This is a genomic window from Roseovarius halophilus (ex Wu et al. 2025), from assembly GCF_047086965.1.
Genome location: NZ_JBKOTX010000026.1, coordinates 20,805 through 46,736 on the forward strand (window position 1 = coordinate 20,805; position 25,932 = coordinate 46,736).

Consider the following 25,932-nt stretch of genomic DNA (forward strand, 5'->3'; position numbering starts at 1 on the left):
CAACGTTATGAGAGTACTTGGTGGCAATCTCAACATTATCGTTGCGGCACTTGCAGTGGTCATCCTGATCGCGCAGCCGCTCAGGGCGGCCGACGAGGATCGCCTCGACAATTTGCTGGCGGACCTGAAGACGGCGGAACCGGCCGATGCGCGCCGCATCGCCAAGGAAATCCAGCTTGAATTGTCGAAATCCGGGTCGCCCGCGATGGACCTGCTGCTCAAGCGCGGGCGCGATGCACTAAAAGCGGGCGATTCGCGCAAGGCCATCGGTTTCTTCACCGCGCTGACCGATCACGCGCCCGAGTTTGCCGAGGGCTGGCACATGCGCGCCATCGCGTACGCCAAAGCCGATCTCTATGGCCCGGCGATCGCCGATCTCGAGCGGGCACTTGCCTTGCGCCCCCGACACTTCAACGCGATCTTCAGCCTCGGCAGCATGATGGAAGAGGTGAACCGCCCGGCGATGGCGCTTGATGCCTATCGACGCGCCTTGGCTATACATCCGTATCACGAAGGCTTATCTGGAGCGGTGGAACGCGTCGCGCCCGAGGTGGGTGGCGCGGATCTCTGACAAAGGGAATACCCGAGATGGCCGAGCAGGCGAGAACCCTCGCGGTTCTGGGGCCAACGAACACAGGCAAGACCCATTTCGCAATCGAGCGTATGCTGGGCCACAGGACGGGCGTCATCGGTTTGCCGCTGCGCCTGCTGGCGCGCGAGGTCTATGACCGGATCAAGGCGCTACGCGGCCCGTCGGTCGTGGCGCTTGTCACCGGCGAGGAACGCATCGTCCCCGACCGCGTGCAGTACTGGGTCTGTACCGTCGAGGCGATGCCGGAGGGGCTGGGCGCCGATTTCGTGGCGATCGACGAAATACAGCTTTGCGCCGACCCCGAGCGCGGCCACGTCTTCACCGATCGGCTGCTGCGGATGCGCGGCCAGCACGAGACGCAGTTCCTCGGCAGTCACACCATGCGCGGCGCCATCGCGGCGCTTGTCCCCGGCGTTGAGTTCCTGAGCCGGGAGCGGATGTCGCAGCTTTCGTATTCAGGTTCCAAAAAGATAAGCAAGATGCCTCCGCGTAGCGCAATCGTTGGTTTTTCGGTTGATAATGTGTATGCCACCGCGGAGCTGCTGAAACGTCAGAAAGGCGGCGCGGCAGTGGTGATGGGGGCGTTGTCCCCGCGCACGCGGAACGCGCAGGTCGAGCTCTACCAGAATGGCGATGTCGATTACCTCGTGGCCACGGATGCCATCGGCATGGGGCTCAACCTCGATATCGACCACGTGGCGTTCTCGTCGCTGTCCAAGTTCGACGGCCGCCGCATGCGGCCTCTTGCCCCGAACGAACTGGGCCAGATCGCCGGTCGGGCGGGGCGGGGCATGCGCCACGGCACCTTCGGGGTGACGGGCGAAGCGCCCGAACTGGCAGACGAGGTGGCGCAGGCCATCATGGACCACCGCTTCACACCGATACGCAAGCTCGAATGGCGCAACGCGGCCCTGCAATTCGGCAGCGTGGACCGGCTGATCGCATCGCTGGAGCAAAAGCCGCAGGACTTGTGGCTGGCCCGCGCGCGGGAAGCCGATGATCTCGGCGCGCTCAAGACCCTCGCCCACGAGGCCGAAGTTCGCGCGCGGGCCTCGGACGGGCCGTCGGTGCGCCTGCTCTGGGATGTGTGCCGCATCCCGGATTTCCGCGGCATCAGCCATGCCGAGCATGCCGGTCTCCTGCGCACGATATACGGTGATCTGCACGAACACGGCCGGATCGGCGAAGAATGGCTTGCCCGGCAGATCCGCAGGCTTGACCGCACCGATGGCGACATTGACACATTGTCGAAACGTCTGGCCTATATCCGAACGTGGACATACGTGGCGCAGCGAAAAGGCTGGGTTCGGGACGAAATCCATTGGCGCGAGGCCACGCGCGCGATAGAAGACCGCCTGTCGGATGCCCTGCACGGGGCGCTGACACAAAGATTTGTGGATCGGCGCACGTCGGTGCTGCTGCGCCGGCTCAAGCAGAAGGAGGCCATGGTGGCCGAAGTGAACGACAATGGTGATGTGACGGTCGAGGACGAATTCGTCGGCCGCCTCGAAGGCTTCCGCTTCATCCAGGACAAGGCGGCAGCGGGGAAGGAGGCCAAGACCCTTGCGCAGGCCAGCCTACAGGCGCTCGCGCCGCATTTCCACCTCAAGGCTGACAGGTTCTACAACGCGCCCGATACCGAGATCGATTTCACCGAACAGGGCGGTCTGATGTGGGGCGAGCAGGCGGTTGGCAAGCTGAAAGCGGGCGCCGATCCGCTAAAGCCCGAGGCGGTTGCCTTCGTCGATGACGCCGCGGGCGATGACGTGGCGCGCAAGGTCCAGCGTCGGTTGCAGCATTTCATTGATCGGAAGGTCGCGACGCTTTTCGAGCCGCTCCTGAACATCCAGCGCGACGAGGCGCTTACCGGCCTTGCGCGCGGGTTCGGCTTCCAGATGGTCGAGGCCATGGGCATCATCCCGCGCGGCGACGTGGCCGACGAGGTGCGCGCGCTCGATCAGGACGCGCGCGGCCAGCTGCGCAAGCACGGCGTGCGCTTCGGGCAGTTCACGATCTTCATGCCGCTTCTGCTGAAACCCGCGCCGACCCGGCTGCGGCTGGTGCTGTGGTCCTTGGCGCAGGGTCTCGACACGTTCCCCGAATCGCCCCCGCCGGGTCTTGTCACCGTGCCGGCGGCCGAAGGCGTGCCGCGCGGCTATCATTCCATGGCAGGCTATCGCGCGGCTGGCACCCGGGCCATCCGCATCGACATGCTGGAACGGCTGGCCGACATGCTGCGCAATCAGGACAGCCGGGCCGGGTTCGAGGCGACAGCCGACATGCTGTCGATCACCGGCATGACGCTGGAACAGTTCGCGGACCTGATGCAGGGGCTGGGATACCGCGCGGAACGCGGCGAACGCGAGAAGGTCAAGCCGGTCGACGCGGCCATGGCCGATGCGCCGGTACCGGCTGATGAAACCCCGGCGGGCGGCGAACCGGACACGGCCGCCGACGCGGTGGAAACGATCCCCGACGAGGGCGCCGCGCCCGTCGTCGCGCCACCGCCGCAGGAGCCTGAAGCCGCGGCCGATCTTCCCGCCACGCCGGAGCACGAAGCCGTCCCCGGCACGGCCCCGGATGCGGATGCGCCCGAAACCGAGGTTTTCTTCACCTTCACCTGGGCCGGGCGCGCGCGGGGCGGCGGCCGGCCGCAGGGGCAGCAGAAGCCCAAGGGCGCCAAGGGTAAACCCAAGGGCAAGGGAAAGCCGCGCCAAGAGCGGGAAAAGGGGCCGAAATCCTTCTCGGCCAAGCCCGAGAAGAAGGACAAGATCGACCCCGACAACCCCTTCGCCGCTGCGCTGATGGGCCTGAAGGACAAGCAGTAAGGCGCCGCCGTGGCGGACGATCCCCGTATCCGGCTGGACAAGTGGCTGTGGTACGCGCGTTTTTTCAAGACGCGCAGCCTTGCCGCCCGGCAGGTCAGTGGCGGGCATGTCCGGGTCAATGGCACGCGGGTGGCCAAGCCGGCCTTCGCGATCGGCCCGGACGACGTTCTGACCTTCACGCAAGCGCACGAGGTGCGCGTGATCAGGGTTCTTGCCCCCGGCGACCGTCGCGGCCCGGCGCCCGAGGCGCGCGCGCTTTATGACGATCTCAGCCCGCCGTCCAAGCGGGAAAGCATCCCGCCCAACCCGAAATACGAAGGAAAAGGGCGGCCGACGAAGCGCGACCGACGTAAACTCGACCGGAAAGATCCCGGAGCGCTTGATTGATCCCGGCTGCTGGATTAGGTCATGCCCGACCCAGCCAAAAACGAGACGCGCATGACTTATATCGTCAACGACAATTGTATTGAGTGCAAGTATACCGACTGTGTCGAGGTTTGCCCCGTTGACTGTTTCTACGAGGGCGAGAACATGCTGGTCATCCACCCGGACGAATGCATCGATTGCGGGGTTTGTGAACCCGAATGCCCCGCTGATGCGATCCGCCCGGACACCGAGCCGGAGATGGAGAAGTGGGTGGAATTCAACCGCAAGTACGCCGAGATGTGGCCGGTGATCATCACCAAGAAGGATCAACTGCCGAAGGCCGAAGACCGTGACGGCGAGGATGGCAAGCTCGAGAAATACTTCTCCGAGGCGCCGGGCGAAGGCGGCTGACCCCGCGGCGTATGAGGGGCGATTCGTTTCTTTTCAGGTCCGCGGTCGGGCGCGTTGACTTAAGTTAATGCGCTTAGCCCTTGTTAACCCTTTCAAAACCGGGTGATGGTCTTGCACGGACTTCCGCAAGCCCCATCTTTATGCTACAGTGTTGTGACAAATGTAGACCGCTGCCTGATATCCATTCACCCCCGCCATGGTCGGGGCATGGATTTCTTTGCGTCACTGGAGGTTGCGCCACCGGCCGTGCCGACCGTGGGTGTCATCTTTACGTTGTCACCGGCAGTATTGCGAGGAAGACCTGAATGAGCAAGACCAAAAAGTCCGAGTTTCACCCTGACGACTACGTGGTGTATCCGGCCCATGGCGTAGGCCAGATCGTTTCGATCGAGGAGCAGGAGATCGCCGGTATCAAGCTGGAACTTTTCGTGATCTCCTTCGAGAAGGACAAGATGACGTTGCGGGTGCCGATTAACAAGGCGACCGAAATCGGCATGCGCAGCCTGTCGAGCCCGGATGTCGTGTCCAAGGCGATGGTCACGCTCAAGGGCAAGGCCAAGGTCAAGCGCGCGATGTGGTCCCGCCGCGCACAGGAATACGAGCAAAAGATCAACTCGGGCGACCTGATCGCGATCGCCGAGGTCGTACGTGACCTGCACCGCGCGGATGATCAGCGCGAACAGAGCTATTCCGAACGGCAGTTGTACGAGGCCGCGCTCGAACGTCTCACGCGCGAGGTTGCCGCCGTCAGCGGGGGCGACGAATTGCAGGCGGCCAAGCAAGTGGACGAGGTTCTGGTCTCACGCGCCGCGTGACGGCACAATCCGCGCCGGGAATCCGAACCGCGCCATGTGATCATGGCGCGGTTTTGTTATCCGGTCGATCCGGTCGCCGCGGCCATTGAAACCAGGACCGCGATTTCCGCCATTTGCTGGGTGGCGCCCAGAATGTCGCCCGTCTGTCCCCCGATCCTCGCCCGGGCCCATGCGCCGAGGGTGAGCGTGCTCAACACGACCCAGAACAAGGGCGCAACTGCGGTCCAACCGACAAGCAGGATCGCTACAGCGACGCCGAGAGCAAGCGCCAGCCCCGAGGCGTGCCGCGTAACGCGCCCGACATGATGCGAAAGCCCCGACTCCCGCGCATGGGGCAGGGCGGCCATCGGTACCGTCATGGCGGCGCGTGACAGCACGCCGGCCACGATAAGGGCGGCAACGGCGGCGGCCGGCCCTGCCTCGAAAAGCTGCGCCAGCGCGGTCCATCGCGCCAGTCCCGTGCACAGCAAGGCGAGAACCCCGTAGGTGCCGATATGGCTGTCCTTCATGATTTCCAGTCGCCGCGTCCGGGTCCAGCCGCCACCGATCCCGTCGGCGGTATCGGCCAAGCCGTCCTCGTGCAGGGCACCGGTGGCGAGGATCTGGGTGACAAGCGCGACGAGGGCCGACAAGGGCGCCGACAGGCCAAGCGACAGCCCGGTGAGCCCTGCCAGCGCGCCCAGTCCGGCAGTCACGATGCCGACCAGCGGATAAGCCCACGCCGCGCGCGCGGCGCGGTGCCCGGCCTCGACATGTATTGGCAACCGGGTCAGCAATGCCATTGCCAAGGGGAAATCGGCGGCGTGAACAAGGGCGTCGTCGCTTTTGGCCATGCAAGCCCCTTTTTCGGCTGTGTCCCCGATTTCCCTGCGATACACAGATGCCCGGAAACATGCAATGAGACCCGCGATGGACGACGACATCACCACGCTCGATGCCTTTACCGAGATCCTGCGCCGTCTGCCGGGACCGGATGACGGCGCCCGGACGGGCGCCGCCGCGCGGAACGGGCAGCTGACCAAACCGCCGGGCGCGCTCGGGCGGCTGGAGGAACTGGCACAGTGGTATTGCGCGTGGCGCGGTGACCCTCGCGCCGTGTCGCGCGCACCGCAGGTCATCATCTTTGCCGGCAATCACGGGGTGACGGCGCAGGGCATCTCGGCCTTCCCCCCCGAGGTGACGTCGCAGATGGTCCGGAACTTCCGCACCGGGGGCGCCGCGGTCAATCAGTTGGCAGGTGCGTTCGGCGCACAGGTCGATGCTGTCGAGTTGTCGCTCGACCGGCCCACCGCCGATATCACCGCCGGCCCGGCAATGACCGAGGCGGAATGCCTCGAGGCGCTGAAGACCGGCTGGCAATCCGTCGACGCGGGGTCGGATTTACTGGTCGTGGGCGAGATGGGCATCGGCAACACGACGCCCGCGGCGGCCATCGCGCTGGCGCTCCACGGTGGGCAGGCACGTGATTGGACGGGCCGGGGCACCGGGCTCGATGACGACGGGATGACTCGCAAGCAAGAGGTGGTCGCGCGCGCGGTCGCGGCCAACACGGCGGCGCGCGGTGACGGGCTGACGGCGCTTCGCTGCCTCGGCGGGCGCGAACTGGCGGCCATGTGCGGCGCCATCGTCAGGGCGAGGACCCTGCGCATCCCGATGATCCTCGATGGGTTCATCTGTACCGCGGCGGCGGCCTGTCTGGAAGCGGTGCGCCCCGGTGCCCTTGATCATGCCGTGGCCGGGCACGAAAGCGCCGAAGGAGGGCATGCGCGGTTGCTGGCCGTTCTGGGCAAGCAGCCGCTTCTGGCGCTCGGCATGCGGTTGGGCGAAGGTTCGGGCGCTGCGCTGGCCATCGGCATACTGCAGGGGGCCTTGGCATGTCATTCAGGCATGGCCACCTTCGACGAGGCGGGGGTCACCGGCGGTTGATCCGGCCCGGCGCTGTGGACAAGTGTCCGGTCCTGCGGTGACCCCAGTCTTGGCCTGTGGGCAAGACGACGGTTTCGAGGGTTTCGCGAAGCGTCACGATTGCTGATTTGAAACCGGTCTCGCCTGCTGTCAGCCGCGGGCGGAGCTTTCGTCGTCGGTCTCGACCTCGCTTTCTTCGAGCTGCGACAGCAGCATCGTCTCCAGCTCCCGCTCCAGTTCACGGGCGCGGGCGATATAGGCCGGGTTCTCGATGGTCGGAATATCCGGGTTCCATAGCGCTGCCAGCTCACGCACCGAAAGCCTGTCGTGCTGGTAGAAGGTTTTTTCCAGCTCGCTTGCCTCGAATTCGGTCAGGCCCATGTTTTCCAGCACATAGCGTCCGGCCCTCAGGGAACTGTCGAAAACCTCGCGGACGATGTCATCGGCCCCCGCCTGGTAGAGACGGAAAACATGTGTCCGGTTCCGGGCCCGCGCGACGATGTGCAGATCGGGTCGCTCCCGGCGGGCGAAGGCCACCAGACGCGTCGTCTGGTCGGGGTTGTCGAGCGCCGCCACGAGAACCTTGGCTTCCTCCAGACCGGCGGCGTGCAACAATTCGGGCCGTGTCGGATCGCCGAAGAACCCCTTGACCCCGAAGCGCCGCATCCGCTGAATGGCGGCAAGATCATGGTCAAGCACCACCGTGCTGAAGCCGCTTGAGCGTACGAGCCGGTTGACGATCTGACCGAAGCGCCCGATCCCGGCGATGATCACCGCGCCCTGCCTGTCGATATCGTCCGGTTCGGGCGCGGTTTCCCCGCTTTCCTTGAAACGCCGCGACACCCAGTCGTGCAGGATGAACAGCAGCGGCGTGATGAGCATCGTGAGCCCCACGACCAGCAACAGAGTCTCACCCATCTGCGGGGGCAGCACGTTCTGCTGGTTCGAGAACGCGATCAGGACGAAGCCGAATTCGCCCGCTTGCGAAAGCGACAGCGTGAAGAGCCAGAGACTGCGCCGCCGCAGGCCGAAGGCACGCCCGAGCAAATAAAGGATCACGCCCTTGAGAATGATGATCGACAGCGCCAGCCCCAGCACCACGAATGTCTGCCCCAGCAGGATCGAGAAATTTATCCCGGCCCCGACGGTGATGAAGAAAAGCCCCAGCAGCAGCCCCTTGAACGGCGCAATGTCGCTTTCAAGCTCGTGCCGGAACTCGCTGGAGGCCAGCACCACACCGGCAAGGAACGCGCCAAGGGCAGGGGAGAGCCCCACGAGGTTCATCAGGAAAGCGATCCCCAGTACGATCAGAAGGGCCAGTGCCGTGTACATCTCGCGCAGGCGCGCGGCATGGATGAATCGGAAAACGGGCCGGGTCAGGTAGATCCCCGTCAGGATGATGGCCGCCACGATACCAATCGTCACGAGGGTCACGCCCCAGCCGGGCAAGCCCTGAATGAAGGAGAACGCGATCTCGTGCGCGCCGGCTTTTTCACTTGTCGCGGCGCTTGCGTGCCGTTCGAGGGTTTCGCCCAGCACCATATCGGGCGGTTTCGGCAGCGCCAGCAGGGGCAGCAGCGCCAGCATCGGGATCACGGCGATGTCCTGTGTCAGCAGCACCGAAAAGGCGGACCGGCCGCCGCCCGTCTGCATCAGGCCTTTCTCGCTGAGCGTTTGCAGGACAATGGCGGTCGAGGACAGGGCAAAGATCATGCCGATCGCCAGTGCCACGCTCCATTGCATGTCCAGCGCCATGGCACCGATCATCACGGCAAGCGTGGTGATCGCGATCTGCAAGCCACCCAGCCCGAGAAGCCGGTGCCGCATGTCCCAAAGCGCCCTCGGCTCCAGTTCCAGCCCGATCAGGAACAGCATCATCACGACGCCGAATTCCGCGAAATGCTGCAACTCCGCCGTTTCGTGGCCGCCCACAAGACCCAGAACGGGGCCGATGACGATACCGGCCATCAGGTATCCCAGAACCGACCCGAGCCCCAGCCGTGACGCGATCGGGACCGCGATCACCGCGGCGGCCAGAAAAACCGTTGCTTGAAACAGAAAGCCTGTCATCGGCCCGTACCGCCGGCCCAATCAGGAAATGCCATGCGTTGCGCCACGCTCCTGTCTCAGCCCCGCGGCATCCGCAGCACCACGCTGCGGCCGCGCTTGGTGTAAAGCAGACGGTCATCGTCGATGGCAGAAACGCGACCGCCATCCAGACGGTCGCCCACCTGCACTTTGCGATAGCGACCGTTCGAAAGGCGCACGAGGGCGCGGCGGCTGTTCGGGGTGCCATACACGCCGATCAGGTTGAGCCGTCTGAGCCGCATGGCGTTACGCTCGGTCGCGCGTCGCGCGACCGACGCGGTGGTCGGGATGTTCGGGCTTGCCCGCTGTGCGGCGCTGACCGGTTCGGACTGTCGGTTCGCCCGCGTCTCGCCCACGATCTGCTGGAAATCGCCGGGCCGCGTATTCGGTTTGAGTGACGCGGCGATCGCCTGCGGTGTCGGATCCTCGAAGGCTGCGGTGGTGTCGCCGTCGTTTTCCGGCTCGCTCGCCGCCGTGGCTTGCGCGGCCTGCGCGCGCTGTCCGATAGCCTCGGGGCGTATCCGTGGCCCGAGCTCGGCCAGTTCACGCCGCGTCCGCCCGCCGAGGAAGCCACGCTCGTTCAATTCCGACAGGTCATCGGGGCGCAGGCGCGGGCGGACCGTTGCAAGGGCCGGGTCGATTTCGATGGCGTCGGCAAGCGCGGCTGTCTCGGGGCGCGCGGGCGTGGGGGGCGGCGTTAACGGCGGTCCGCCGGCAAAGACGCGGATGCCGTCGGGCGTCATCGCCCCATCCTCGGTGGCGCGCACGAGGCCCCGCTCGTCGAAGTCGAAGCGCGTGCCGGGGGCCGGTGGCGACACGGGCGTCGGCGGGCGCTTGCCCGCTCGCGTCGCGTTCGGGTCGGGCAGGGCGACGGCATCGCGAATGTCCAGCGGCGCGTCGATCGATGTCTGGTAGATATCCTCGGTGTCGCCGGCCCGCGGCGCGCTTGGCACCTCGGGGGCGCGCTGCCAGATACCTGTGGCGGCGTACCGCGCGCGCGCCGCGTCCGGTGACAGGTCGTCCAGCGCGGGCCGCATCGCGGGGGCTGATGTCTCTTCGGGCGCGGGCGCTTCGATGTCTGCCCCTTCAGGCTCGGGTTTCGCCTCCGCAAAATTGTCGGCGTCGGCAAGATTTTCTTCCGTTGCGAGTTCAGGCGCGACGGTGGCGCTGTCGGGTTGCGGCACGTCCGGCGATGCGTCGGCCTGCGATTCAGACGGTGTGGCCGTTTCAGCGCTGTCAGGCGCCTGTGCGGCTTTCGCCTCTTCCTGCGCGGGCTCCAGAAGCCGTGCAAGGCCGCCATCAATGGAGACTGCGGCCCAGATACCGACCGCCGCGAGCAGAAACAGGAAAAACAGGGTCAGGAAAATGCCCAGACGGCGCGGGGCCCGCGCCGCGGATGACGGTTCGCGGGCGCCAAAGATCGTCATGCGCTGCTTTTCATCCATCGACGGGTCGATCGCGCCGGCCTGCCCGCCGGCGGTGCCGCGCTGATCCGCGGCCTCGGTCAGCGACGCGGCGATCGACGCGGCGCTCGGCGTGGCGGGGACCTCGTCATCGGTCGTCTCCGGCCCTGGCATCGGCGTCGGGCCTGCCGGGGCGCGCTCCGCCCCGCCGATGCGGGGCGAAGTGTCGGCACCGTCATCATCGCGGCGGGCGCGGATGCTGGTGAATTTCACCTCCTCTGCGCCGGGCTTCGGGGCGTCCTGACCGGCGGGGTCGTCGCCCGGTTTCGGATCTGCGCTGGACGCCACCGCGGCGGTGTCTTCGGCCGTGCCGCCCGCAGGCTCATCGTCGCCAGCGGGGGGCGCGTCCGTGCTTGTGGCTGCGCTCCGCCCGGTGGCTCCTCCCGTCGTATCTGCATCGGTGTCCGCGGCAGCCGGCGCGGTGACCGGGCCTGTTTCGGCAACCGTTGTGTCGGGGTCCGGCATGTGCGCAGCCCCCATGATGCGGATCGGGGCCTCGTCTGGCTCGAAAGCCTCCGCATTGTCGAGCACGCCGGCGGCATGGGCCGTGAGGCCGAAAAACGGCTCCCCCGCGAAACTGTCTTCCGCCGGCAGGGCGACGAAGCTGAACGGGTTGAAACGATGTTCCTGCGCGAAAGTCTCTGCTTCTTCCAGCGTTTCGCGCGCCACGGCCGCGACAGTTACAACGCCCTCCGTGGCCGCCCAGTCGTAGACCAGATCGTCAAGCGCGTAGGGTGTCGCGCCATCGAGCGCACCGCGCACGCGCGCCTCGGTGTCGTCCGCGTCCGACGGCGCTTCGAGCGCGATGTACCGGATTTGCTCGTTCGGGATGACAAGCTTGGTCTTTAGCCCTCGCGGCGCCAGCGCCTTGGCCTTGCTGCGCAATTCCGACAGTTCGGCGGCCAGGTCGTCTGCATCGAGCGAAACCTCGCCCACCAGCAGCCAACCGCCCTCCGACCTGTGAAGCAGGCCGATGCCCTCGAAGGACAGGTTCAAGGCAAAATTCGGTTTCATTTCAACAGTTCTTGTCGTGCACCAACCCGAAAGGAACTTCATTCGTCATCGTAGTGGAACCTACCGCAGAGTCGGGCACAAGGAAAGGGAAAGGCCGGCGCGGGCCGTAATGCCCGCACCGACCGGAGCAGAACGGCCCGATCAGGCGGACGCCTTTTTCAGGGCCTGATCGAGATCGGCAATCAGGTCGTCGGCGTCCTCGATCCCGATCGAGATGCGCACGACGTTGGGCGCGGCGCCCGCCGCCTCCTGTTGTTCGGGCGTCAGTTGGCGGTGCGTGGTCGAGGCCGAGTGAATCACGAGGCTGCGCGTATCGCCCAGATTGGCGACGTGGCTGAAAAGTTCGAGGCTGTCCACCAGCTTGACGCAGGCGTCGTACCCGTCCTTCAGCGCCACGGTGAAAAGGCCGCCCGCGCCCTCGGGGCAGATCCGGGACACCCGAGCGTGATACGGCGAGGAGGCAAGCCCCGCGTAGGTCACGTGATCGACCGCCGGATGCGACTCGAGCCAGCCGGCGACCCTCTCGGCGTTTTCGCAGTGCTTCTGCATCCGCAGGCTGAGTGTCTCGATCCCCATCAGCGTGTAATGCGCCGCCTGCGGGTTCAATGTCATGCCCAGATCGCGCAGGCCGACGGCGATCCCGTGGAAGGTGAAGGCAAGCGGTCCGAACGTCTCGTGGAATTTCAGGCCGTGATAGGCCGGCTCGGGTTCGGACAGGGACGGGAACTTGCCGCTGGCCGACCAGTCGAACTTGCCCGAATCGATCACCACGCCGCCGGTGACGGTGCCGTTGCCCGTCAGGAACTTGGTCATCGAGTGCACGACCAGCGTCGCGCCATGCTCGATCGGCCGGCACAGGTACGGGGTGGCCGAGGTGTTGTCCACGATCAGCGGCAGGCCCGCCGTGTCGGCCAGCTGCGACACCGCGTCCAGATCGGCGATGTGGCCGCCCGGGTTCGCGATCGATTCGCAGAAAATGGCGCGGGTATCGTCGTCGATCGCCGCGCGGATCGCGTCGGCGTCGTCGATATCGACGAATTTCGCCTGCCAGCCGAAGCGCTTGATCGTCTGGCTGAACTGCGTGACCGAGCCGCCGTAAAGCCGGGTGGACACGACGACGTTGCAGCCCGGCGCCATCAGCGGGAAAAGCGCCATGATCTGCGCGGCATGGCCGGATGAACAGCAAACTGCCCCGGCGCCGCCCTCCAGCGTCGCCATCCGCTCCTGCAGCACGGCGACAGTCGGGTTGGTCAGCCGTGAGTAGATGTAGCCGACCTCCTGCAGGTTGAACAGCGCCGCCGCGTGTTCCGCATCGCGGAACACGTATGCCGTTGTCTGGTAGATCGGCGTCTGCCGCGCCCCGGTGGCCGGATCGGGCCGCGCGCCCGCGTGAACCTGCAACGTCTCGAAACCATAGGCCATGAACGGTCCTCCCTGAAAGCTTTCCCGTTCGGTCTAGGCCATCTGGCCGGGCCGGACAACTGCGATGGCGCGCGCGCGGCGGTGCGCGTCACAGTTTCGAGGAAATGACGCCCGTGTTGATCCCGCCCATGCGCAGTTCCCCGAACAGTCGTTGGTACTCGATCTTGGGGCAGCGGTTCATCACCACGTCCACGCCGCGGGCCCGGGCGGTCGCGGCGGCCTCGTCATGCTGCACGCCGATCTGCATCCAGATCGTTTGCAGGTCGCGGAACAGGGAGAGCGCCTCGTCCACGATGGCCGGCACATGCTCGGGACGGCGGAAAATGTCCACCATGTCCACCCCGCCGTCGATCTCGCCAAGGCTGCCCATCACCTCGCGGCCGAAGACGCGTGCGCCCGTGTGTGCCGGGTTGACAGGGATCACCTCGAATCCCTTGAGGCCGAGGTATCGGGCAACGTAATAGCTCGGCCGGACCTCGTTGAGTGACATTCCCACAACGGCGATCCGTCGAGTTCGCTGCAGGATGTGGCGCAGGTGGGAATCACTGTAATCTTCTGTCATGTACGCATCCTAGATGCGTCTGGCGCCATAAAAAAGCGCCCGGGCCAAACCCGGGCGCCAGTCGCGGAACGAGGGACAGTGAAGAGAAGCGCCGAGGTTCCGAATTCGACGCTTCATGTGAAGATGTAGGTGGGCTTTCCCGCATTTAAAGGGACGGTAATACAGCTGTGAATACCGGCGACGCTCAATCGAAAACATCCTCGACCACGTCCCACAATTCCTTCATCATCCAGCGCAGGGCCGACTTGCGCTTTTTCGGTTTCTTGCGCGGTTTGCGCGCGCGTTTCTTGTCCCTTTCAGAGCGGTGGGGCGGCACCTCGCGCGACGTCGTGCGCTTTCGGTCGCGCTTGGTCCTTTTGTCGCTCTTGCTGCCCGACCTGTCCCGGTTTCTGCCGGGCTTGTGGCGCGGTTCCGTGACGGGCAGCGCCTTCATCTCGTGTAGCGGTGCGCCGCAGGCGCTGCAGGCCAACTCGTGCCGGTCGCGGTCGAGCCGCAGCACCGCGCGCGTGCCGCAATAGCAGCAAGTGGCGATCTTGGTTCCCTCGGGCATCACGCTCCTGTCCTGCGGTTGTCGGCGATAAAGGCATTGCGGCATACCCTTTCAAGGCAGTGGCATCGACGTGCCTTCTCAGTTGCGACTTGCATATAGCGCCACCGCTGCCGCGTTCGAGACGTTCAGCGATCCGAAGGCGCCGGCGTGGTCGATCCGCACCAGCCGATCGCAGCTTTCACGCGTCTTGGCCCGCAGGCCGGGCCCCTCCGCCCCCAGCACCAGCGCCACGGGCCGGTCCCGCTGCCCGTCCAGCGCCTGTTCAAGGGTCATTTCGGCCTCCCCGTCCAGTCCCAGAACGAGGTAGCCCATGTCCTGCAGTTCCGCGATGGTACGCGTAAGGTTCCGCACCCGCAGATAGGGCTGGCGTTCCAGCGCGCCGCTGGCCGTCTTGGCCAAGGCGCCCGTTTCCGGGGCCGAATGGTGGCGCGGCGCGATCACGGCGCAGGCGCCGAACACTTCGGACGATCGCAGGATGGCGCCCACGTTGTGCGGGTCCGTCACGCGATCCAGCAGCACCGCGCGCGGTGGCCGGTCGTCGGCCGCGATACAGACCTCCTCCGGCGCGCCCCAGTCCAGCGGCCTGACCTCCAACGCGGCGCCCTGATGCACCGATTGCGGGTCGATCGGGGCGATGAACTTGCGCGCATCGGCGATTTCCGGCGCGATACCGGCGGCGGCGATGGCCGGGGCCAGCCGGTCGGCGGCGTTTTTGGTCACGATCAGGCGCAGCTTTTCGCGGGCCGGATTTTCCAGCGCATCCCGCACCGCGTGCAGGCCGAACAGCCAGACGGTCTCAGCGGCGGCGGCCCGTTTCGCCTGTTCCTTCTCGATGACCCAGCGGGGTTTTTTCATGGCCTCCGGCGCCCTTTCTGCGTGGCCGCGCGACCATGCGGCAGGGGGCGGCGGCGCGCAAGCCATTTTCGTCTTGACGCCTCGCGGCACCACTTGTAATCAGCCGCCTACGTCCGGCAACGGCTGCCGGCTTCGTGGGCGACAGGCCGCAAGGTGTGGCAGGGGACTGTAACTCCCTCGCGGAGACGCACGCTAGGTTCGATTCCTAGGTCGCCCACCACAACATAATCAGACACTTAGCGGGAAATTGGAAGCGGCGAAGATAGCCGCCGTGGCGAACGTGTAAGCATTTTGTAAGCAAGTTACGCGCAGTTCATCACGGGTCAGAATCGGCGCGCCGTGAGAGGAAAAAGAAAAGTCATCATCCGGTATCAGGCTGCGACGGATCGCCCGGCATAAAGGTTAATCCCACCATCGCCAGCGCGGCAGGCGTGACCTTCTCGCCGCGCTCGGCGTTGCGGCGAACCGTGCGAGCGTCCACGCCCGTCTTGTCAGCTTGGTCTTTGTCGAAAGAGGACAAGTTGTCCTCTTTGTCTGCCGTCGCCTTGCCATGCCCCGTCTCCGGGTGCAGGCGCAGATACGCCTCCTTGCGCTTGGCGCTCAGGCGGCCCGGATCAGCGCACGGAATCGGTCAGCGTCGAAGCGCTCGGCCACCGCCTCGGGGTCGAGCTCGGCGAGCGTGCAGACCAGCCGAAAATCCGCCGATCCTATCCAGCCCGCTTGATAGCGCCCTGCATCATGGTGTCGAAGGCGTCGAGCATCGCATCATGTGCGGCGCGGGCGTCGGGTGGCAGGTGATCGGTCATGCAAAATACTCCCGTGCCGGATCATCGCCGGGCAGTTCGGGCAATCCCTGCACCTTGGCGCGGGCCGATGGTGTCAGTCCGAATTCGGAAAGCAGCGATTGCACGCGGCGGGCGGCGTCGGCACGTTGCGCCACTGCCGGGTGAGCGCGAAACATGGTGGCCCCGGCTTCTGTCGTGGCCTCATAGGTTGCGCCATCCCGGGCCACTGTATCGCGGGCCTCAATCCACTCGCAAAGCGTCTCGCATAGCAGCCCCAGGGCGATCAGGTCGCCATCCGCGAGCACGCCCATATCGGCCAGCAGGCGGGCCAGTTCGGGCCAGTGCTGCGCCGCTCGATCCGACAGGAAGGCGGGCGGCGTGGTGCCGCTCAGGCGGGCTTGTGTGGCCTCCGTGGCCTTGCCGCGCGTCGTGCCGGTCACGGCCTTTAGATGCGTCGGTTTCGGCTTTCGTGGCATTGGGCTTTTTCCTTATGGTTTCTGCATCGGCAAACAAGAGGTACTGCCGCCGGTTTCCGTCTTGCCCCGGTGAAGAACCGAAGGCCCCCGGTAGGGTGCCACCGCGCCCGAACCCCGAAGGGCAGGACGCCGGACGCGGTGACGATCGGCCTTGCCCGTGACGAGCCAATCCGGGCGCAGCCTGTCGCGGGGCAGGTGGAGAACAGCCCCGCGCATCTCGTTAGCTTGCAGCGCACTTGGCGAAGCGCACCGCGCGGTCGTCGTAACCGACGCCACCGACACGCCGGCGGATATACCAGCGCACGCGGCCCGGCTGGGTCACGTTGTCGTCGATGGTCACGCGCAGCCCGCCGCGATCCGCAAGCACATAGCCCCGGCCGAAGTCACCGAAGGCGATGGGGTGTGCATCGGCGCCGATCGAGGGCATGGCCTCGCTCAGCGTCACCGGGAAGCCCAGCAGCCGCGCAGGTTCGTTCGCGCCCAGCCCGTCCGACCACAGCATCCGGCCATCCGCGTCTTTCAGCTTGCGCACCACGCCAGCGGTTGCGGAGTTCATCACCCAGCGGCCCGCCTGCCGATACTGCGCCTTCAGGTCGTAGACCAGATTGACCAGCAAATCCTGAATGTCGGATGCGTTGGCACCCAGCGTGTCGGTCGTGCCGCTCGCCAGATACTTGAACGCGCCCGCCGTGCGGCTTCCGTCTGCGCCGCTCTCCGGTGCAGTGTTCAGGATGCCGGTCGGCTTGGCGGTGCCGTTGCCCGAGACAATGGCGATTGCCTCGGCTTCGCCCAGGGCCGCGCCCGCTTCCATCGTAAACCAGTCCGCCACGTTGAAGGCGGCGTCGGTCACGAGTTCTTCGGTCGCTTCGACCAGCGCATAAAGCGTGCCAAAGGTCGGCTTGGGGCCGCTCAGGGTCGGCTCGGCCGTGCCGTTGCGAGTGTCGGTTTCCCCTGCCCAGCCCGAGGTTGCGTCGGCATTGCTCAGCGGCAGGATCACGTCGCCCGAGGCAACCTCAATACTCCGCACCACAGGGCGCAGCGTGTTCGCGTCCCGTGCGCGCATTAGCAGCGGGCGGGCGATCAGCTCCGGCACCACGAAACCGCCTGCAGCGTCGGACGTGCCCGAGGCTTGCTTGGCCTCGATCCCGGCAAGATCGTGCCGCTTGGCGTCGTTGCGCGGGTCGCGCAGCCATGCCGCGAAGGCGTTGGTGTGTTCGTCGGTTTTGCTGGCCTTGACCATCGGCGCACCGGGCCGGTTCAGGGTCGTCTCGATCTGGTCGAGGCGTTCGGACAGTTCGCCGGTTTTTTCGTCAAAGGCGGCGTTGCCTTGCTGCACAAGGTCTTTCAGTTCGGTAAGGTCCATTTTGGGCCTCCATGCGTTATGGCGCGGTCAAAACCGCTATGTGTAAGGGGGGTTTTCGCCGTCATCTCGCCAGCGTCCGGCATGGCGGTGTCGGTTGGACCAGCGCCCGGCATGGTCACGGTAAAAATATACCCCAAGAAAGCCCCCGAATCAATCAATTCTCTCGGGCCTCGATCTTCTCCGCGATCTGGTCAATCCATTGCGCCATTGCCGCCGAAACGGCGCGCAGATCGTGCCCGGCCTGCTTTGGCCCGAGTGATCCGGCCAGCAGCCCCGCGCCGGTCAGGATCAAGGTTTGGGCGATCTCGTGCGATGCAAGCCCGGCATTGGAAAGCCGCGCGATGGTCTCCTCGATCATCGGCTCGGCAAGGGCCTGCGCTTCGGTCTGTGAGGTTTGTTCGGTCATGTCTTTTCCTTTCGTGAAACATTTTTTCGGGCAGGTTAGCGAAGGCGAGTTGGGCGGTCGGTTTCCGCATCGTGCGCCCTGAAGGCATTGGCACCCCGTGCCATCGCCTCGGCGTGATCCCAGACGGCTTCAATCGCCTCGGGCGTCCGCGCTACCCCGTCCGGGTCTGCCAGCGCGGATATGCGGGCTGCGTGAAAGCCCAGGTCGCGCGCAGGATCGTCGGGCGTGATTTCAGGATCAGAAACACGCGCCGTTCCTAATCCTCCTAATCCTCCTAATCCTGCCCCGCCGGATGCGCTCCGATTAGGACGATTAGGAAGATTAGGACGGGTCTGCCGGTTCTGCGCGCGTTCAAGCGCGGCCTTGGCGTCGAAGGCAAAGCCGGTCATGACTGCCCCCCGCGCACGATCCGCCACGCTTCCTTGCGCGGCTTGCCTGCTACCTCTGCGCCGTTGTCCTCGATCAGCCATCCGTGCGCCTGTAGGCGTTGCAGCGCCTTGCGTGCGCGGTCTGTCACCTTGAACGGGCCACGCTGCGCGGCGATACCTGCCGAGATACACGGCTCGCCCCATGATCCCAGCAGCCAAAGGCGCATCCGTTCCGCGTCGGCCACCTCGGGCGGCACGATTGCAGCATCGGCAAGGCGCGCGGCCTCGTTCGCGTAGAAAGTCGCAATCTCGGTCGCCCCGGCCATCGTCTCGCCCGTCACCTCGGGCGCGTCCGGGTCGGCGTAGATCGTCAGCACCGCCGCGAGGCGTGCCGCATGTTCTGCGGTCTTGCTGGCAAAGGCGCGCGCATCCTCGAAAGGTCCGCCTGGCCCCTGCGCCGTTTCCACGTCCCGCGCGAAAGCGGTCAGCACGTCCCGCGCCTCTCGGGCCAATGGCAGGACCGGCGGCGCGAGCTCGTTGCGCTTGTCATCCGCCAAGGGCAGATCGCGCGACAGAAGCGACCGGATGCGGGCGGCAAAGCTGGCAATCTCGGCCTCGGCGGCGGCGTCCTTTTCCATGCGCAATCGGGTGCCGATCCGCGAGGCCGGGCGGCACGTCAGGAAGCGGGCGAGAAGCCCTTGCCCGTTCGCCATCGGATCCGATAGCAGCGCCTCGGCGGCGACGGGCTGCACAAGGATATGTGCCGAGAAGCGCCGCCCGGTGTAGCTTTCCACGCCATCGCCCGCGCGCCACCTGTCGAGCGGCTGTCCATCCCACATTGCCGACAAACTGGCGCAGGTTGCGGTGCGATTCTCCGCCTTCATGCTGTGCCCGCCGATCAGCGCGCCGCCTTCCTCGGTCATGATCCCGAGGCTGGCGCGCAGTTCGGGCAAGTGCTTCGTGATCCCCTCGATGGTCGGCGCGCTTGCCACGATATGCGGTTTCAGCGGCGCGGGCGGTTCCGGCCCCAGGTCTTGCAGATCGGCCCGCTTCGCGGCGGCGTCCGCTTTCTTGTCGCCCACGATCTTCGCGCGTTGCGATTTCCATACCTCGTGCGCATCGCGCCAAAGGTCGCGCGCGATATCGTAGTCGGTCCGCAGATCGGCCTCGAAGTCGCGCACGCCTCGCATGGCGAGGCGGTCGGCAGTTGACTTGCGTTCGCCGCTCTCGGCCACCGTCAGCAGAAACAGGCTTGCGGGCGCGGTGCCGTTCAATGTCTCCGCGTCCCGGTGCCCCTGCGCGGCCAGCGCCGCCGATGCCAGGACGGATGCCGCGCACATGGCAACGGGTGCCTCGGTCGCGCGGGCAATGGCCTCGGCAGGATCGCGCAGCGGCCCCAGCGCAGCGACCGGAAAGGGCGCGGCCTCGGGCATGTCGCGGATCAGGGGCGTCGGGCCTTCGGGCGTGAATGGCGTTGCTTCAACATACGTCATGCCATCACCGCCTTTCCGGCCAGCACGTCGCACCAGTCTTTGCCACGCGGTGCCGGTAACATGGACACGGCCCAGCCGAGTGCATGGGCGCGCTCGGCCAGATCGCGACCAGCAGCGGCCCCGGCGGGGTCGCCATCGGTCGCGACGGTCAACCGGCCCGGCGATGGTGGCAGGCGCAGCCCGCGCATCCCGCTTGTCGAAAGCGCGGCCCAGATCGTCGCAGGGTGGCCCAGCAGCCCCGAGGCGAGCGATAGGGCAGTCTCGATGCCCTCGGCCACCGCAAGCCGCCCCTGCGCCTGTGTGAGTCTCACCGCACCGCCTGCGGTGCTGCCCAGCATCAACTTGTTGCCACCGTCGAGACTGGCCTTGCCGGTGCCGTCCGGGCGCAAGTAGGTGCGATGCACCGCGCAGCCGTCCGCGCCCTCGATCAGCGCAATCAGCGCCGGGTGCCGCTTGGCAGTTGGCCCGTGCCAGCACTCGGGATGAAAGCGCAGCGTGCCGGGCAGATCGCAGGTGATCCCGCGGGCGCGCAGATACCGTTCCGCGATGGTGCCAGCGATCGGCAATGCCTCTTGCCAGCACCGTTCGGCCTGCCGGGCGCGTTTCTCGGCCTGCGCGCGTTCCTCGCGGTCGCGCTGCGCGATGATCGCCGGATCGGGCGGGGTGTAGCTGCCCGGCGCGACACCAGCCGCCGCGAGAATATCCGCGAAGTCGCAGCCGGTTTTCTTGCAGTGCAGCAGCAGCCGCCCGTCGCGGCCATCGGCCAGCGTCAAGGCGTTCTGCTCCTTGCGGCGCTCGGGCTGGCAACACGGGCAAGGCGCGCAGCCATAGCGGCCCAGCCATTTGCCGCCCAGATCGCGGGTGAGGGTTGTGCTATCCATGTCGCGGCCCCCTCAAAACGGAATGTCATCGGACGGCACGTCATCGGGCAGATCGCGGCCCTGCATTTGCCACGGGCGCGCGCAGGCAATTTCCTCGGCTAGCTTCCAAGGGTCAGGCGCGTGCTTGAGAAACGGCAACAGGGCGGCGGCGGCGTCGAAGTCCTCAGCGATGGTGGCGTTGCCGCTCAACGTGTTCTCAAGCTCCACGTCTGCGCATGGGTGGCTTTCAGGGTCTTTCAGTTCCGCAAGATGCTTGCGCACCTTGTCGGCAACCCATTTTCCCATTGCATCAGCACCGGCGCGGCGGATGCCGTTCGGGTGCCAAGGGTAGAAAGCTCCGTCGCAATAGTGCGGGTCGCGGGCGAACACTTGAAAGCGCCCGGCGTCAGTCTTTGCCACGATGAACAGATAGCCCTCGCCCGCGTCTTGAATCGCAGGAGCGGCGGTGTTCTCGGTCTGTGTATTGTCAGTCATATGCTCGTTCCTCAGTTGCCCGAGGCGAGCGGCGGTGCTATGATACCTCAAAGCCGTCCAGCTTTGACTATCCGAAAGCCCGCGCCGTCGCCCCGGTGCGGGTTTTCACTTTTCGCGGGTGGTGAGCTCGGCCATATCGGCGCGGTCGAGCCGGTTATTCAAAGCCCAGGCCTGCTCGATGATGGCGTCGATCAGGGTGGGCAGGGCGTTGCGGGCGCGCTTGGCGAGCGGGCATTCTTCCGGCCAGTCTGCGGCGTCGGCAAGAACGGCCAGCCCCTCGATCATGCAGGCGAGGTTGCAGGACTCGTGCGCTAGGCTCCGAAGGCTTTCGTCACTCATCACGCGGCCCCCCTTTTATTGGGCACACCACGTTGTGCCAGCCCTTCGGCGTAGACACGGGCGATGCGCCAGTTATCGCAGGGAGCGGTCCAGCCTGTGCCCTCTTTGGGTTGAACATGGATGTAGATGATGCTCCGGCCAAAGCCGTCGCGGGCGCGGGCGTATCCCAGCGTGCCCCCACAGGGCAGTTTGTGCGGGAAGTTCGAGGCGATGAATGTCTGCATCACGCGGCCCCCTGCACATTGCCTTCGATGTAGGCCAGCAGGTCAGCGATACGATACCGGACACTGCGCCCGAGTTTGACGTAGGGCACCGTCGGCCCGGCCCAGCGGTCGCGTTCCAGCCATTTCGGTGACTTGTTGATAATGCGCGCGGCCTCCTCCTGCGTGAGCAGGACCGGCACCGTCGCCGTGGTCGTGGTGATTTCGGTTTGAGTATTCATGATAAGCCCTCATTGGTTAGCGATGAGGGTTGTTTAAAACAGCGGCCTGACACGGCTTGTCCGTGCCTTGTCAGGTTTTTGCTATCCTTTGGCGGACAGTGCTTTCGCTCGGTTTATGAATGCCGCAAGTCTCTTTGTCTGGCCATTTCTTGACCACATGCTTTGCAACTTCCAATTTCGTGGCATTAGGCTTTCTACGCCAATATTTTTCAGCGATATCTTGCGCAATGTCCGTGAGTTTCACCGCTTCTTCGTGACGTTTAGCGTTTGCGGCGGATCGCCCCTCAGACACTTCCGCGAATTGCTTACGTGAGTGTTGCCGCTCAAGTGCTAGCTGCTCACGGCATTCGCCGGTCTGTGGATCAACACCAGCGCGCCAAAATTGTCGTTCATAGATTTGGCCCATCTCAAAAAGGTCATCGAACAGAAAGTGCCACTCTTGCAGGTTGCCACCCTCCAATTTTTCAAGTTTAATCTGAAAATACTGATATATTTTGAGGTATTCAGCCGCAATCGCTTCTAAATGATGTTCTTTAATTCCTTTCCATGCGTCAATTTCCTCGCAAGTGTATTCTCTGCCCTCGATCCCAAGAGGCACAAGCCCTGCATTTTCCAAAATTTCCTGATAGTGAGCAGCGACCCTATCCCAAAGAACTGGACCCATCTTTAGCCTACGATGTTCGGATTCACGTAGGGCTTGCAAATCATCAGGGTCATCAGGGTCATATTGGATCGTGGTGATAGTTTTCATGCCGGTGCCTAGATATCCAGTTTTAGGCATTTGAAACCTCCGCCAACTGGACAACCTCGCCCGTGCGGGCAGGCGATAGCAGGTAATCGGATATCCGCTGCATTGCATCGCGCAGATCGTCAGTCGTCACCTGCACATAGCCTGCGGTCACGTCTCCGCCGCTGATATGGTTCGTGAGACGCTTCAACTTGTACGCGCTGATATCCAGCTTGCTGGCGATGGTCGCGAAGCTGCGGCGCATGTCATGGGCTGTCAGATGCAATCCTGTTGCGGTCTCCATCCGGCGCAAAGCGTTGCGCAGATCGGCAGGCACCTCGCCTGCGGGGTCGCTGAAAACATACTCGGCCCCGGCGATCTTCTTGCGCTCGGTCAGCATGTCCACAAGCTGCGACGAAAGCGGCAATTCGTGGTCGGTGCCGTTCTTCGTGTCCCTGAAAGTCACGATCCGCTTTTTAAGGTCTACATCTGACCAGCGCAGCGGCGGGTATCCATCCTTGCTATTCCCCAGCACCTCGCCAATGCGCGCGCCGGTCAACAGGATGAACACCAACGCATCCCGGCTTTCCGCCTCGCCACGCATCCCGACAAGGGCGGTCTGCACCGCGTCGAGCCATTCCGCGACCCGATCCTCGGGCAGGTGGCGCTTGGACGGCTTCACCTCGCCCCACTGTGCCAGCTTGTTCAGGCGGTCCACCGGGTTGCGCACGATGATCGGCTCGTCGTCATCATCGCAATCCGCGATCACCAGATTGAACGCGGCGCGGAGATACCGAAAGGCGAGATTCGCCTGCGCGGGCGAGACTGCGGCCAGCTTGGCGTGACGTTCCTTGACCATGCGGCCCGAGATTTCCGTCACGGGCAGGTCGAGCCAATCCTCGAAGCGGCGCATGGCCTTGTCGATATCGCGGATGGTCTGCGGCTTTTTCGGTGCGCCCTTGCCATTGCCTCGCCGCTTCGGCGCGGCCTTGTATGCCTCGAAAGCCTCGCGCAGTGTCGTGTCGCGGGCCTCCTTCTTCTGGCGCTCCTGCACCGGGTCGATACCTTCGGAGAATTGAGCGGCCATGCCCAGCGCCTTGCGGCGGGCGTTCTCGGCGCTGACCTCACCATGCCGCCCGAGGGTGACGCGGCGCTCCTTGTTCCCGACACGGCGCTGCATGATGTAGGACTTCGCACCGCCTGTTGAGACGCGGACGCCAAAGCCGCGCAGTTCCGTGTCCCATACCAGGCGTTGCTTGCCCGGTGTCGGCTCCAATTTGTCCACCTTCGTGGTGGTCAACTTCACCCTGTTGTCGCTCATCTGAAAGAGTCCCCTGTCAAAGCGTGTAAGCATTTTGTAAGCAGGCTAATTAGAAAAAGCAAGGGTTGGCAGGGGATTGTTAGGTATTCAAGCCCTTGTTTTTATGGGATGTGAGTGCTTACTGGCAGTCCTTAGAAGCCATATAAAGGGGACTGTAACTCCCTCGCGGAGACGCACGCTAGGTTCGATTCCTAGGTCGCCCACCATCCCGCACTCAAGGGATGAAAAATCCGCTAACACCTTGAAAGGAAAGGTGGTTTCAGCGGCTCGATAACCTTCATTCCGGCTATACCTCAAAGGCTCCGCAAAGGCCAATTTGAGCACTGTTCTCTTGAGTGAGAAGTTCCCGTTTTTGTATATATTCCAAGGACTTGCCAGAAATGTCAGGGCCGGTTCGATAAAATCAGACAGGCGTCCCTGATCCGGCACTGCCGAGTCGGCTTGTTCAGCCAGTTTGATCGTCTTGCGCTCTAGCTCACCGATGCGCTTTTCATACGCTGTGATGACCGACGGGCTGGACGCATTCATGATCCGGTCCAGCAGGGCCTCGATCTGCTTTTCGGTGTCCTTAAGCTGCGACTCAAGCGTGCTGCGAGCGGACATGGCGTCCACGCGGCGCATCTCCCAGATATCGGTGAAGATGGCCTTGGCGAGCTTCAAGAGCTGGCCAGCCGGTTGCAGCTCGCGCAACAGGCGCTCTGCCCCATCTTCGATATCGGCACGCCGGATCGACTTGCGCTTTGACGCGCAATCAGGGGTATCACAGAGGTAATAGGGGTAGAGTTTATTACGCCCCTTCGACCAGCAAGACGTCATAGGCTCACTGCAATCGTCACACAGGACGAAACCGCGCAGCGGGAAGTCCTCGTTGATATCCTTGCGCGCAGGGGCGTTGAGCGTGCCCTTCAGGCGCGCTTGTACGCGCTCATGTGTAGCAAAGCTGATAAGTGGCTGGTGATGGCCTTTGCGAAGCCCGACGCCCCAGTTAGGCGCTTCGACGCATCCAGCGTACACGGCACGCTCCAGCATGTCCTTCACGCGGCTTGGGTGGACGTAGCCGCTTGGCCCGCTCTTCGGGAAGTCGGGCTTTCCTTCCAGAAAGCGCTTCACTTCAACCTGGGAGCGGAACCGTCCATCGGCGAAGCCTTCGAGGGCTTCCGTGATGATCGAGGCTACCGGCTCATCGGGCACGAGAAGCTTTCCATGCCCGGAGACCCGCTCATAGCGGTATCCAACAGGCGGATGAAAAACGTAATATCCGTTCTCTACACGGGCGGTCATCTTCTGGACGACCTGACGGCGGTTTTGTTCACGCTCAAGCTGGCCTTGGGCCGCGAAAACCGTCGCAACAAACTTTCCTTCGGGTGTATCTTCAAATTTGAAATTCAGACACTCAATAGATGCGCCGCGCGCTGCCAATTCATCGCGAAGCTTCCAATAGAATTGTGTGTCGCGGGCAAAGCGCTTGAGATCATCAAAAATCACAACATAGGGCTTGTCCTCTTGCGCTTCGAGATAGGCAAGCATGGCACGCATGCCGGGACGCTTCATGTAGTCGCCGCCACCGCTGTAGTCGTCGGGGAAGACCATCTCGACATCGAGCCCGCGCTCTTCGGCATACTGACGGCAGCGATGCTCCTGGCTCTCAAGTCCGTGGCCGTGCGTCTTCTGCTTCTTATCAGAGACACGGCAATAGATGAGCGCGGCACTCACCACATCGCTTTGTTTTACTTCATCTTTCATGACTCCTCCTTGTCCAGGCGGCTGGCTACTCAGCCGCACAAAGGTTGAACTTTTCTTTCAGGGTAACTTTCCCCGAACCTACCACATCCCGGTCTTTACCGGGAGAGATTTCCTCTCCTTCAGAAAGTTGCCCACAGGCTGAACTGAACCGTCCCGGGTTTCCGAGAGGGTAAAACTCTCAGAGGATGACCCTTATGGAATCGAAGAAGCGAACCCCGAAGTACACGGCCGAGTTTCGCGAGC

27 protein-coding genes and 1 tRNA gene are annotated in these 25,932 nt (G+C 64.4%); 7 read left to right on the forward strand and 21 right to left on the reverse strand.

Annotation, left to right across the window (positions count from 1 at the left end):
- Positions 1 to 7: 7 nt before the first annotated feature.
- The 5 genes from ACH107_RS07585 (at position 8) to ACH107_RS07605 (ending at position 5,012) form a co-directional block, all read left to right on the forward strand.
- Positions 8 to 571, forward strand: coding sequence for a hypothetical protein (locus tag ACH107_RS07585; protein ID WP_412505310.1), 564 nt, complete (start codon positions 8 to 10; stop codon positions 569 to 571).
- Between the two features lie 17 nt (positions 572 to 588).
- Positions 589 to 3,420 (forward strand): helicase-related protein, encoded by a 2,832-nt coding sequence (locus tag ACH107_RS07590; protein WP_412505311.1) that lies wholly within the window; start codon positions 589 to 591, stop codon positions 3,418 to 3,420.
- Positions 3,421 to 3,429: 9 nt separating this feature from the next.
- Positions 3,430 to 3,807, forward strand: coding sequence for an RNA-binding S4 domain-containing protein (locus tag ACH107_RS07595; RefSeq protein ID WP_412505312.1), 378 nt, complete (start codon positions 3,430 to 3,432; stop codon positions 3,805 to 3,807).
- A 51-nt stretch (positions 3,808 to 3,858) separates the two neighbouring features.
- The gene (gene fdxA, locus ACH107_RS07600; RefSeq protein ID WP_412505313.1) at positions 3,859 to 4,197 is read left to right on the forward strand and encodes a ferredoxin FdxA; all 339 of its coding nucleotides are present in this window, start codon (positions 3,859 to 3,861) and stop codon (positions 4,195 to 4,197) included.
- Positions 4,198 to 4,502: 305 nt separating this feature from the next.
- Positions 4,503 to 5,012 (forward strand): CarD family transcriptional regulator, encoded by a 510-nt coding sequence (locus ACH107_RS07605; protein WP_412505314.1) that lies wholly within the window; start codon positions 4,503 to 4,505, stop codon positions 5,010 to 5,012.
- Between the two features lie 56 nt (positions 5,013 to 5,068).
- On the opposite strand, the gene cobS is transcribed toward ACH107_RS07605, so the two are convergent.
- On the reverse strand, positions 5,069 to 5,845 hold the full coding sequence (cobS, locus tag ACH107_RS07610; RefSeq protein ID WP_412505315.1) for an adenosylcobinamide-GDP ribazoletransferase: 777 nt from the start codon (positions 5,843 to 5,845) through the stop codon (positions 5,069 to 5,071).
- A 76-nt stretch (positions 5,846 to 5,921) separates the two neighbouring features.
- On the opposite strand from cobS, the gene cobT reads away from it, so the two are divergent.
- Positions 5,922 to 6,938 (forward strand): nicotinate-nucleotide--dimethylbenzimidazole phosphoribosyltransferase, encoded by a 1,017-nt coding sequence (gene cobT / locus ACH107_RS07615; RefSeq protein ID WP_412505316.1) that lies wholly within the window; start codon positions 5,922 to 5,924, stop codon positions 6,936 to 6,938.
- A 129-nt stretch (positions 6,939 to 7,067) separates the two neighbouring features.
- Here cobT and ACH107_RS07620 read toward each other — a convergent pair whose 3' ends face one another.
- The 6 genes from ACH107_RS07620 to rlmB form a co-directional block, all read right to left on the reverse strand.
- A complete protein-coding gene (locus tag ACH107_RS07620; RefSeq protein WP_412505317.1) occupies positions 7,068 to 8,987 on the reverse strand; it encodes a monovalent cation:proton antiporter-2 (CPA2) family protein in 1,920 nt (639 codons plus the stop codon).
- Between the two features lie 56 nt (positions 8,988 to 9,043).
- The gene (locus ACH107_RS07625; protein WP_412505318.1) at positions 9,044 to 11,482 is read right to left on the reverse strand and encodes a hypothetical protein; all 2,439 of its coding nucleotides are present in this window, start codon (positions 11,480 to 11,482) and stop codon (positions 9,044 to 9,046) included.
- A gap of 141 nt (positions 11,483 to 11,623) precedes the next feature.
- Positions 11,624 to 12,904: an O-acetylhomoserine aminocarboxypropyltransferase/cysteine synthase family protein gene (locus tag ACH107_RS07630; protein WP_412505319.1), complete on the reverse strand. Its 1,281-nt coding sequence runs from the start codon at positions 12,902 to 12,904 to the stop codon at positions 11,624 to 11,626.
- Positions 12,905 to 12,992: 88 nt separating this feature from the next.
- On the reverse strand, positions 12,993 to 13,466 hold the full coding sequence (locus ACH107_RS07635; protein WP_412505320.1) for a CoA-binding protein: 474 nt from the start codon (positions 13,464 to 13,466) through the stop codon (positions 12,993 to 12,995).
- A gap of 184 nt (positions 13,467 to 13,650) precedes the next feature.
- A complete protein-coding gene (locus ACH107_RS07640; RefSeq protein WP_412505321.1) occupies positions 13,651 to 14,016 on the reverse strand; it encodes a hypothetical protein in 366 nt (121 codons plus the stop codon).
- Positions 14,017 to 14,094: 78 nt separating this feature from the next.
- The gene (gene rlmB / locus ACH107_RS07645; protein ID WP_412505322.1) at positions 14,095 to 14,871 is read right to left on the reverse strand and encodes a 23S rRNA (guanosine(2251)-2'-O)-methyltransferase RlmB; all 777 of its coding nucleotides are present in this window, start codon (positions 14,869 to 14,871) and stop codon (positions 14,095 to 14,097) included.
- Positions 14,872 to 15,007: 136 nt separating this feature from the next.
- Here rlmB and ACH107_RS07650 point away from each other — a divergent pair.
- Positions 15,008 to 15,091 (forward strand) — tRNA-Tyr (locus tag ACH107_RS07650).
- Positions 15,092 to 15,232: 141 nt separating this feature from the next.
- Here ACH107_RS07650 and ACH107_RS07655 read toward each other — a convergent pair.
- The 14 genes from ACH107_RS07655 to ACH107_RS07720 form a co-directional block, all read right to left on the reverse strand.
- Positions 15,233 to 15,391, reverse strand: a complete 159-nt coding sequence (locus ACH107_RS07655) for a hypothetical protein (protein ID WP_412505323.1) — start codon at positions 15,389 to 15,391, stop codon at positions 15,233 to 15,235.
- 282 nt (positions 15,392 to 15,673) lie between these two features.
- On the reverse strand, positions 15,674 to 16,132 hold the full coding sequence (locus ACH107_RS07660; protein ID WP_412505324.1) for a phage terminase small subunit P27 family: 459 nt from the start codon (positions 16,130 to 16,132) through the stop codon (positions 15,674 to 15,676).
- 220 nt (positions 16,133 to 16,352) lie between these two features.
- Positions 16,353 to 17,495, reverse strand: coding sequence for a phage major capsid protein (locus ACH107_RS07665; RefSeq protein ID WP_412505325.1), 1,143 nt, complete (start codon positions 17,493 to 17,495; stop codon positions 16,353 to 16,355).
- Positions 17,496 to 17,649: 154 nt separating this feature from the next.
- Positions 17,650 to 17,901: a hypothetical protein gene (locus ACH107_RS07670; RefSeq protein WP_412505326.1), complete on the reverse strand. Its 252-nt coding sequence runs from the start codon at positions 17,899 to 17,901 to the stop codon at positions 17,650 to 17,652.
- Between the two features lie 35 nt (positions 17,902 to 17,936).
- Complete coding sequence (locus tag ACH107_RS07675) at positions 17,937 to 18,290, reverse strand: hypothetical protein (RefSeq protein WP_412505327.1); 354 nt, start codon at positions 18,288 to 18,290, stop codon at positions 17,937 to 17,939.
- Complete coding sequence (locus ACH107_RS07680) at positions 18,287 to 19,762, reverse strand: YfjI family protein (RefSeq protein ID WP_412505328.1); 1,476 nt, start codon at positions 19,760 to 19,762, stop codon at positions 18,287 to 18,289. The genes ACH107_RS07675 and ACH107_RS07680 overlap by 4 nt, the downstream gene beginning before the upstream one ends.
- The gene (locus tag ACH107_RS07685; RefSeq protein WP_412505329.1) at positions 19,759 to 20,643 is read right to left on the reverse strand and encodes a toprim domain-containing protein; all 885 of its coding nucleotides are present in this window, start codon (positions 20,641 to 20,643) and stop codon (positions 19,759 to 19,761) included. The genes ACH107_RS07680 and ACH107_RS07685 overlap by 4 nt, the downstream gene beginning before the upstream one ends.
- Positions 20,644 to 20,655: 12 nt before the next feature.
- On the reverse strand, positions 20,656 to 21,117 hold the full coding sequence (locus tag ACH107_RS07690) for a hypothetical protein (protein WP_412505330.1): 462 nt from the start codon (positions 21,115 to 21,117) through the stop codon (positions 20,656 to 20,658).
- A 105-nt stretch (positions 21,118 to 21,222) separates the two neighbouring features.
- Positions 21,223 to 21,456 carry a hypothetical protein gene (locus ACH107_RS07695; RefSeq protein WP_412505331.1) on the reverse strand — a complete coding sequence of 78 codons (234 nt, stop codon included), beginning with the start codon at positions 21,454 to 21,456 and terminating at the stop codon, positions 21,223 to 21,225.
- Positions 21,456 to 21,680, reverse strand: coding sequence for a hypothetical protein (locus tag ACH107_RS07700; protein WP_412505332.1), 225 nt, complete (start codon positions 21,678 to 21,680; stop codon positions 21,456 to 21,458). Before ACH107_RS07700 ends, ACH107_RS07695 begins: the two co-directional genes overlap by 1 nt.
- Positions 21,680 to 21,898, reverse strand: coding sequence for a helix-turn-helix domain-containing protein (locus tag ACH107_RS07705; RefSeq protein WP_412505333.1), 219 nt, complete (start codon positions 21,896 to 21,898; stop codon positions 21,680 to 21,682). Before ACH107_RS07705 ends, ACH107_RS07700 begins: the two co-directional genes overlap by 1 nt.
- 70 nt (positions 21,899 to 21,968) lie before the next feature.
- Positions 21,969 to 22,649, reverse strand: coding sequence for a hypothetical protein (locus tag ACH107_RS07710; protein ID WP_412505334.1), 681 nt, complete (start codon positions 22,647 to 22,649; stop codon positions 21,969 to 21,971).
- A 22-nt stretch (positions 22,650 to 22,671) separates the two neighbouring features.
- The gene (locus ACH107_RS07715; RefSeq protein ID WP_412505335.1) at positions 22,672 to 23,946 is read right to left on the reverse strand and encodes a tyrosine-type recombinase/integrase; all 1,275 of its coding nucleotides are present in this window, start codon (positions 23,944 to 23,946) and stop codon (positions 22,672 to 22,674) included.
- Positions 23,947 to 24,033: 87 nt separating this feature from the next.
- Positions 24,034 to 25,689 carry a recombinase family protein gene (locus ACH107_RS07720; protein WP_412505336.1) on the reverse strand — a complete coding sequence of 552 codons (1,656 nt, stop codon included), beginning with the start codon at positions 25,687 to 25,689 and terminating at the stop codon, positions 24,034 to 24,036.
- Between the last annotated feature and the right edge of the window lie 243 nt (positions 25,690 to 25,932).